The 8,718-nt window shown below is 65.8% G+C and carries 6 protein-coding genes; 2 read left to right on the top strand and 4 right to left on the bottom strand.

Translation table 11 applies throughout. From position 1 onward, the window contains the following. Together OEZ60_RS06085 and OEZ60_RS06080 are read left to right on the top strand one after the other, a co-directional pair. A partial coding sequence (locus tag OEZ60_RS06085) for a trimethylamine methyltransferase family protein (RefSeq protein ID WP_263334201.1) occupies window positions 1–196 on the top strand: 196 nt, incomplete at its 5' end. A gap of 50 nt (window positions 197–246) precedes the next feature. Further along, complete coding sequence (locus OEZ60_RS06080) at window positions 247–2,658, top strand: GcvT family protein (RefSeq protein ID WP_263334199.1); 2,412 nt, start codon at window positions 247–249, stop codon at window positions 2,656–2,658. Window positions 2,659–2,826: 168 nt separating this feature from the next. On the opposite strand, the gene OEZ60_RS06075 is transcribed toward OEZ60_RS06080, so the two are convergent. The 4 genes from OEZ60_RS06075 to OEZ60_RS06060 all read right to left on the bottom strand — a co-directional run bounded on the left by OEZ60_RS06075 (window position 2,827) and on the right by OEZ60_RS06060 (window position 8,693). Continuing rightward, window positions 2,827–3,927: a helix-turn-helix transcriptional regulator gene (locus OEZ60_RS06075; protein ID WP_263334198.1), complete on the bottom strand. Its 1,101-nt coding sequence runs from the start codon at window positions 3,925–3,927 to the stop codon at window positions 2,827–2,829. Window positions 3,928–4,021: 94 nt separating this feature from the next. Further along, on the bottom strand, window positions 4,022–4,303 hold the full coding sequence (locus OEZ60_RS06070) for a hypothetical protein (RefSeq protein WP_263334196.1): 282 nt from the start codon (window positions 4,301–4,303) through the stop codon (window positions 4,022–4,024). A 671-nt stretch (window positions 4,304–4,974) separates the two neighbouring features. Then, window positions 4,975–7,266 (bottom strand): arginine/lysine/ornithine decarboxylase, encoded by a 2,292-nt coding sequence (locus tag OEZ60_RS06065; protein WP_263334194.1) that lies wholly within the window; start codon window positions 7,264–7,266, stop codon window positions 4,975–4,977. 290 nt (window positions 7,267–7,556) lie between these two features. Then, window positions 7,557–8,693 (bottom strand): saccharopine dehydrogenase C-terminal domain-containing protein, encoded by a 1,137-nt coding sequence (locus OEZ60_RS06060; protein ID WP_263334193.1) that lies wholly within the window; start codon window positions 8,691–8,693, stop codon window positions 7,557–7,559. Window positions 8,694–8,718 lie beyond the last annotated feature (25 nt).

Genomic DNA, 8,718 nt, shown 5'->3' with positions numbered 1-8,718 from the left:
GCCGATGCTGTCGGATTGGACCAACTACGGCGGCTGGGAGGCGGCCGGCGCGAAGGACGCGCTGACCCGCGCGACCGGGCTCTGGCAGCAGGCGCTGCGCGACTACGAGGAACCGGCACTGGACCCCACCATCCGCGAGGCACTTGACGCCTATGTCGCCCGCCGGAAAGAAGAGATCGGCAGCGACGAGCCGTGAGCCCCTCCCGCGATACCCGTACAAACGACGAATTCCCGAAAGGCTTACACATGAAAACCAATGCCCAGGCTGTCGTGATCGGAGGCGGCGTCATCGGCTGCTCGATCCTTTATCACCTCACCAAGCTCGGCTGGACTGATGTCGTCCTGCTTGAACGCGACGAACTGACCTCCGGCTCGACCTGGCACGCGGCGGCCAACATCCACGGGCTGCACGACAACAACAACATCACCCGGATCCAGAACTACACGATGGATCTCTACAAGGCGCTCGAGGCCGAGACCGGCCAGGGCTGCGGCGTGTTCCAGCCGGGATCGCTCTACCTCGCGCAGACCGAGGCGCGCGAGCACCAGCTGCGCCTGCAGGCGGCCAAGGCGAAATACTACGGGCTGAACTTCCACGAGATCAGCCGCGACGAGGCCGAACGGCTGCATCCGCTGGTCAATTTCGACGGCATCCGCTGCATCATGTTCGAGCCGTCGGGCGGCAATGTCGACCCGTCGGGCGTGACCAATGCCTATGCCGTGGGCGCGCGCCAGCGCGGCGCCGAGATCCACCGCTTCACCCCGGTGACCGCGACCGAGCAGCAGCCCGACGGTACATGGATCGTTCGGACGCCCAAGGGCGACATCCGCACCGACTGGGTGGTCAACGCCGCCGGCCTCTGGGGCCGCGAGGTCGCGGCGCTGGCGGGGATCACGCTGCCCCTGCAGCCGACCGAGCACCAGTATTTCGTGACCGAGACGATCCAGGCCATCGCCGACATGGACCGCCGCCTGCCCTCGGTCGCGGACCGCGACGGGGAATACTACCTGCGGCAGGAGGGCAAGGGTCTCCTGATCGGCGCCTACGAGCGCGACATGCGCTTCTGGGCCGAGGAGGGTACGCCGCTCGACTTCGCGCATGACCTCTTCCCCGACGACCTCGGGCGGATCGAGGAGAACATGATGCGCGCCATCGACCGGGTGCCGGCGGTGGGCGAGGCCGGGATCAAGCGGGTCATCAACGGCCCGATGATCTGGTCGCCGGATGCGAACGTGCTCTACGGCCCGCATCCCGACCTGAAGAACTACTTCTGCTGCAACGGCATCATCCCCGGCTTCTCGCAGTCGGGCGGAATGGGCCTGATGGCGGCGCAGTGGATCGTCGAGGGCGAGAGCCAGTACGACATGTTCGCCTGGGACGTGGCGCGGTTCGGCGAATGGGCGGACAAGGCCTTCACCAAGGCGCGGGTGCGCGACCAGTACGCGAACCGCTTCAAGATCCACTTCCCGAACGAGGAACGCGCGGCGGGCCGCCCGGTCCGCACCCGGCCCGTCTACGAGACCCAGAAGGCGATGGGCGCGGTCTTCGGCCTGAACTACGGCTGGGAGCACCCGCTGTGGTTCGCCGACACGCCGGGCACGACCGACACCAACGGTTTCACGCGTCAGAATTGGTGGGGCCCGGTGGGCGACGAATGCCGGATGCTGCGCGACCGCGCGGGGATCATCGACATCTCCAACTTCGCCAAGTACCGGGTCACCGGCGCGGGCGCGTCGGACTGGCTCGACGCGGTCTTCGCCAACCGGATGCCGAAGGCGGTGGGCCGGTCCTGCCTGACGCCGCTCATCGGCGTGCGGGGCGGGATCGCGGGCGATTTCACGGTGACGAAGCTCGGCGAGGAGGACTTCCTGATCGTCGGCTCGGGCATGGCCGAACGCTACCACAAGCGGTTCTTCGACGCCGTCGCGCGCCCCGAAACCGTGCGTTTCGAAGGCCGAACCGAAGCGATGTGCGGCTTCAACGTCGCCGGGCCGCAATCGCGGGCGCTCCTGCAGGGGCTCACCGACGCCTCGCTCGCGACCGCGGACTTCCCGTTCATGCGATCGGCGCAGATCACCCTGGCCGGGGTCGAGGTGGTCGCCATCCGGGTCTCGTTCACCGGCGATCTCGGCTGGGAGCTGCATTGCCGCACCGAGGACCAGGCCGCGCTCTATACCGCGCTTCTGGAGGCCGGCAAGTCGATCGGCGTCGGTCCGGTCGGGTCGCGGGCGCTGATGAGCCTCAGGGTCGAGAAGGGCTACGGTTCCTGGAGCCGCGAATACAGCCCCGAGTACTGGCCGCAGGAAACCGGCTTCGCGCCGCTGATCAAGATGGACAAGGAGTTCCTGAACAAGGCCGCCTATGCCGCGCTGATGGACCGCGCGCCGCGCGAGACGCTGTCGATGGTCGAGGTGCTCGACGTGAAGGACGCGGACGCGACCGGGGGCGAGCCGATCTTCCTGCCCGATGGCAAGCCCGTGGGCCGCGTGACCTCGGGGGCCTACGGCTATTCGGTCGGCAAGTCGCTCGCGCTCGCCTATCTGCGGGGTGTCGCGCCCGGGACCGAGGTCGAGGTGATGATCCTCGGCCGGCCGCATCGCGGGGTCGTCCTCGCGCGGCCGCCCTTCGACCCGGGCGGCGAACGGCTCCGCGCCTAGCGCACGGTCGTCTCGCTGCGATCGGAAGCGGTGGACCGGCATCGGCTGGGATCCCGGTCCCGTGCCGGTCCGAACCGGCCGCCGGGCCTGGCGGCGGCATATCCGCCGGTTGGCCCGGCACGTCAGCCGGTGCCACGGCGGCCGGCGGCCCGATGCCGTGGCCGTCTGCTAGAGCGCCTTGCCGTTCTTGCCATTGGCCGGCGCCGATGGTGCCGGAAGGGCGAGCGGGTCGCGGTCCGCCTCCGACCTGCGGACTTCGCTCGGGGCCATGCCCGTCAGCCGCTTGAACGCGCGGCCAAAATGCGATGCGTCGGAGTAGCCGAGCATCAAGCCGATTTCGATGATCGGGATATCCGTTTCGGCGATCAACTCGCGCGCCTTGTCGATCCGCGTCTTCAGCACGAGATCGCGGTAGGAGATGCCGAATTCGTCCATCCTCCGCCGCAGGGTCCGTTCTCCAAATCCCAACCGTCGAGCGACATGGCCCATCTCGACGCGCCCCTCTTCGATGCCGAGCCGGATCATCGCCTCCACCGCGGCCAACGACTCCTTCGGGGCAGGGGTGGTCACTTCCAGGACGATGTCATTCAGCGTCGTGAGTTTCGACGGGCGCACCAACTGAACGCAGGACAATGCGGAACGCTTGTAGGCCAGGGTGATCGCGGGCTGCTGAAACCGGATCTCGCAGCCAAACAGCAGTTCATATCGCGCTGCATTCGCCGGCTTCGGAAAATCAAACCCGACGTGCTCGAGGAGCGTCGTTCCGGTAATATACCGCTCGCCCAGCGAGGCCATCACCCGCGCCGACAGCACTGCGTAGTGCCGATATCCCTTCGCACTGCGCAGGACCGAGTGGTAGTTCCAATATGCCCGGCTCTCCTTGGTCTGAATGGACAGCCTGTCGTGGGAAGCGTGGTAGGGCATCATCGCGCAGGCAAGATGGATCGCATCGCCAAACGTCTCGGCGGCGCACACATAATCGGCGAACTTGCCAAAAGTTGAAATGGAAGCGTGCTTCGCGAGCTCGAGGCACGCTTCGCCCTTGATTACCTGTGACAGGCCTTCAAAGAAACTGAGCTGGCGGCTTTGGGGAACATAATGCTTGTAGCTGTGCAGAACCGTTTCCGGCAGGTCGACACGCTGCAAAAGTGATGCCAATGCGCGCGGTCCGATCAATTCCTCGACGGGATCCGCGAAACCGACGAAGGCACGGCTGGAGATCATCGGAACTCGCATTTTCAGCGGTTTCTCTCCAAGCCAGAATTGCACCCGTCAGGGACTGTAAATCGCTTGCCATTCCGGCGCAAATTCCACGCCGGGTTAAATGAGGGGGGCGAATTCGCCCTCCCCCTAAAGTATTAGATCAGCCGCACTTCCTGTCGAGGATCAGCTTGATCTTGGTCTTCTTGCCCTCGCGGTTGTCGCTGCCGTCGATGATCATCTGCATCTCGGACGCATCGGCCCATGCGAGCTTGCCGAGGCAGTCTTCGGACACGCCGTGATCGAGCAGCAGGTCCTTGAGATACTGTTCCGTATTGTTGAGGGTGAGCGAGCCGTTTTCATAGAGCTTCTCGGCATAGGTCTGCGCCATGCCGGCGGTACCGAATGCACAGGTCAGCACCGCGAGCGAAAGCAGCTTTTTCATGGGTATTCTCCAATTCATCCCGGTTGCAATTGTGTTGGCTGCACAGCGGAGATCCCCTTTGGTGAACACCGCGATGCTTAGCGCAGCCACTATTGCATCGCGTAAATCACGGGTGCTAGCCATATTCGGCCACGATGATTCTTTCGCTCCTTGAGCGTCGGTGGCTGCAGTTCCGGGCGCCGTCCAACTTGAAGCCTAAAACTGCTGGAGCACTCTATTTCGAATTGCGATCGGCATGCCGGGTTGGCGTGCCGCCGATTTCGTCTTGATGATCGCAGGCTTGTTCCGGATACCGTCGGAAGGCCACGCGCCGCCGCCGCATCGACGGCCCGACGACAGGCTTTTAGGGCGACCGCGCAAATCGGCAACCGTTTCCCGGCCGGATTCGTCGCCACGGAGCGACCGGTGAAGGCGATCAGACAACCGCAAAGTGCTTGCCCCGACGTAAGGTGAATTTGCCGCCGACGCTCCGCCGGAACCGGAAGATTCCGGGCGTGAGAACGCGTCACGAAGCGTTCCAGCGCGGCGAAGGGCGAAGGGAGCCGGTTTTCCGGATCAGCGCAGGCTGGGACGCGCACTCCGCGACGGGAATTTCCTGATCCGATCCTTTGGCGCCTCGTCGGGCCGGCGTGGTTCCCTCTCAGGAAGGCGGCCGGTTTCCGGCCGTCAGGTCACGTTCCCACGCAGTCGGCGAAATAGTGTACCGACCCGTCGGCGCCGACCTCCTGCACGAGGCCGTGGATATCGGTTTCGAAGCCCGGGCATTCGCGCGCGAACTCGCGGTTGAACTTCAGGTATTCCACGATCTTCTTGTTGAACACTTCGCCCGGAATCAGCAGCGGGATGCCCGGCGGGTAGGGCGTGACCAGACTGGTGGTGATCCGGCCCTCGAGGTCGTCGATCGGCACGCGCTGCGTGGTCCGGCGCGCGATGTGCGAAAATGCCTCGCTGGGTTTCATCGCTGGCGTGAGATCGCTGAGATACATGTCGGTGGACAGGATCGCCACATCGTACTTGGCGTAGAGCGCGTGCACATGCTGGCAGAGGTCGCGCAGCCCCATCTGCTCGTAGCGCGGTTGCTTTGCGCAGAACTCCGGCATGGCGCGCCACATCGGCAGATTCCGGGCGACGTCGTCCTTGAACTGCTGCAATGCGGTCAGGAGCGTGTTCCAGCGGCCCTTGGTGATGCCGATGGTGAACATGATGAAGAAGCTGTAGAGGCCCGTCTTTTCGACCACGACGCCGTGTTCGGCGAGATACTTGGTCACGATGGAGGCGGGGATGCCCGTCTTCTCGAACCGCCCGTCGAGGTTCAGGCCGGGGGTGATGATCGTGGCTTTGATCGGATCGAGCATGTTGAAGCCGGGCGCCATGTCGCCGAACCCGTGCCAGGACTCCTCGCCGTCCGAGGGCTGCACGCCGTCCGCGTCCGTCCGTTTCAGCACCCAGTCCTTGGTGCGGCCGATGCCTTCATCGACCAGCTCGTCCGGCCCCCAGACCTGGAACCACCAGTCATCCTGGCCGAACTCCTCGTCGACCTTGCGCATGGCGCGGCGGAAATCCAGTGCCTCGGCGATGCTTTCCTCGACGAGCGCGGTGCCGCCCGGCGGCTCCATCATGGCCGCGGCCACGTCGCAGCTGGCGATGATGCTGTACTGCGGGCTCGTGCTCGTGTGCATCAGGTAGGCTTCGTTGAAGAGGTGCCGGTCGAGCTTGGTGTCCTGCGAATCCTGCACGAGCACATGGCTCGCCTGGCTGATGCCGGCGAGGAGCTTGTGGATCGACTGCGTGGCGTAGGTGACCGAGTGCTTGGTCCGCCCGCGCTTGCGGCCCATCGAATGGTAGCTGCCGTAGAAGGGGTGGAAGGCTGCGTGCGGCAGCCAGGCCTCGTCGAAATGCAGGTTGTCGACATAGCCGTCGAGCATGCCCTTGATGGACTCGGTGTTGTAGAGCACCCCGTCATAGGTCGACTGCGTGAGCGTCATGATCCGTGGCTTGACGGTCTCGGCATCGACATCGGCGAGCAGCGGGTTGGCGCGGATCTTGGCCTTGATCGTCTCGACCTCGAACTCGCTGTGCGGGATCGGGCCGATGATACCGTAGTGGTTCCGCGTCGGCTTCAGGAATACCGGAACCGCCCCGGTCATGATGATCGAGTGCAGGATCGACTTGTGGCAATTGCGGTCCACCACCACCACGTCCCCCGGCGCCACCGTGTGGTGCCAGACCATCTTGTTGGAGGTCGAGGTCCCGTTGGTGACGAAGAAGCAGTGATCGGCGTTGAAGATGCGTGCGGCGTTGCGCTCGGAGGCGCCGATGGCGCCGTTGTGGTCGAGGAGCTGGCCCAGCTCCTCCACCGCGTTGCAGACGTCGGCGCGCAGCATGTTCTCGCCGTAGAACTGGTGGTACATCTGGCCGATCGGGCTTTTCAGGAAGGCCACGCCGCCCGAATGCCCCGGGCAGTGCCAGGAATAGGAGCCGTCCTCGGCGTAGTCGAGCAGGGCGCGGAAGAACGGCGGCTGGATGCCTTCGAGGTAGCTCTTGGCCTCGCGGATGATGTGGCGCGCCACGAATTCTGGCGTGTCCTCGAACATGTGGATGAAGCCGTGCAACTCGCGCAGGATGTCGTTGGGCAGGTGCCGGCTGGTCTTGGTCTCGCCGTAGACGTAGATCGGCACGTCGGCGTTCTTCCAGCGCACCTCCTCGATGAAGCTGCGCAGGTTGGTCACGACCGGGTCGATGTCCGGGCCGGGGCTGAATTCCTCATCGTCGATGGAAAGCACGAAGGCGCTGGCCCGAGACTGCTGCTGCGCGAACTGCGACAGGTCGCCGTAGCTGGTCACGCCGAGGACTTCGAAGCCCTCGGCCTCGATGGCCTGCGCCATCGCCCGGATGCCGAGGCCCGACGAGTTCTCGGAGCGAAAGTCTTCGTCGATGATGACGATGGGAAAGCGGAACTTCATGGAACTTTCCTTCCGGCAGAACTGCGGATGGGGAGGACGCGTTGCGCCAGTCGCGGATCATCCCCTGTTCCCAGCCAAATTGGTTTGGGGTCAGTTCTCGTTTCTTCCGGTTGATTTGGTTGACGTCAAGACCTGCCGAGCGAAACCGTCGTCGAACGCGCCCGGGACAGGCCGTTCGGCGCCGGCCCGAGGCGCGCCGGGGTTCCTTGCGCGGGAAAGCGGGCGGAGGGGTGCCCGGACCCCTTGGCGGCCGGCTTGGCCCGTCGGAGCGATTCCACCGCCGGGCGGCGTCACCGCCTGATCAGGTCGACCCGCCGCATGACCTGCGCTTCGTGCCCCGTCGCCTCGAGCCAGCGCGCCACCAGGCGCGGATCGTGCGGCGCGGCGTGTAGCCCGACCGGCAGTTCCCGCGCCATCAGCGCCTCGACGGCCAGCGCCACCGTCCCCGAGACGAGCCGCGCCATCGCCGAGCCGCGCACGTCGCCGCGGGCGTCGAGCGCCCAGCTTTCGTGCCAGACCGGAACCCCCGCCCGTTCCGCCTTCAGCGCGACACAGAGGACGACCCGGTCCGGCTCTCCGGGGGCGAAGGGGTGCTCCTTCAGCAGCCGGTCCGACAGGGCCTCGAGAGTTGCAGCGTCGGGCGCCGCGGCGAGCGTCTCGAAGACCGGCGCCCAGGCTTCCGCCCAGCCGTTGAGCCGGAGAGTGCCGCGCACGAAATCGCGCAGTTTCCAGGCGGGATCGAAGCGGTAGTCGGCGACATAGGGCAGGCTGTCGCGGTTCGGATAGACCTCGAAGGTCTCCGGGACGGGCAGCGGCGCGGCGAAACTGGTGACCGCGTCCCAAGGATGGGCCACCCGCAGTTCCGAGAAGTCCCGGATCGCCCGCGCCGGCGCCTTCAGCGCCTTGAGAACGCCGAGCGGCGACCAGGAGAACTTGTAGCGGAAGGCGTTCGGGATCGCCGGCAGGCCGCCGCAATAGGAGGTGAATGAGAGGACGTTCGCCGCGTTGTAGGCAGCCGAGGCGCGGTAGCGGGCGACGAGGTCATGCGCCATGAGGTGGTCAATGCCGGGGTCGAGCCCGACCTCGTTGACGATCGCGACCCCGGTCTCGCGCGCGGGCGCGTCTAGCGCCCGCATCTCGTCGGTGATGTAGCTCGACGAGATGAAATGCGCGCCGCGCTCGACGCAGGCACGGGCGAGGTCGCCGTGCAGATGCGCGGGCAGCATCGAGACGACGATGTCGCCCCGGCCGAGTGCGGCGCCGAAAGCCGCAGGCTCCATCGCCCGGATGTCGTCCGCGACATCGCCGACCGCCGCCACCGCCGCCTCGACCGGCAGGTTCCAGACCGTCACCGGATGGCCGGCGAGGATCAGCCGCCTGAGCCCGGGAAGCGCCGACAGGCCCGTGCCGCACCAGTGAATCCGCATTGCTTTCCCTCCGTTTCCCCGGCAG

Source organism: Albidovulum salinarum (assembly GCF_025673475.1).
Lineage (GTDB): Bacteria > Pseudomonadota > Alphaproteobacteria > Rhodobacterales > Rhodobacteraceae > Albidovulum > Albidovulum salinarum.
The sequence above is the reverse complement of the archived record's forward strand: the minus strand, read 5'-3'. Positions and strand labels throughout refer to the sequence as shown.

Bases quoted from the DNA above. Each gene is read 5' to 3' on its own strand.
- OEZ60_RS06080 (WP_263334199.1), top strand. From the start codon at position 247: ATGAAAACCAATGCCCAGGCTGTCGTGATCGGAGGCGGCGTCATCGGC.
- OEZ60_RS06070 (WP_263334196.1), bottom strand. From the start codon at position 4,303: ATGAAAAAGCTGCTTTCGCTCGCGGTGCTGACCTGTGCATTCGGTACC.
- OEZ60_RS06065 (WP_263334194.1), bottom strand. From the start codon at position 7,266: ATGAAGTTCCGCTTTCCCATCGTCATCATCGACGAAGACTTTCGCTCC.
- OEZ60_RS06060 (WP_263334193.1), bottom strand. From the start codon at position 8,693: ATGCGGATTCACTGGTGCGGCACGGGCCTGTCGGCGCTTCCCGGGCTC.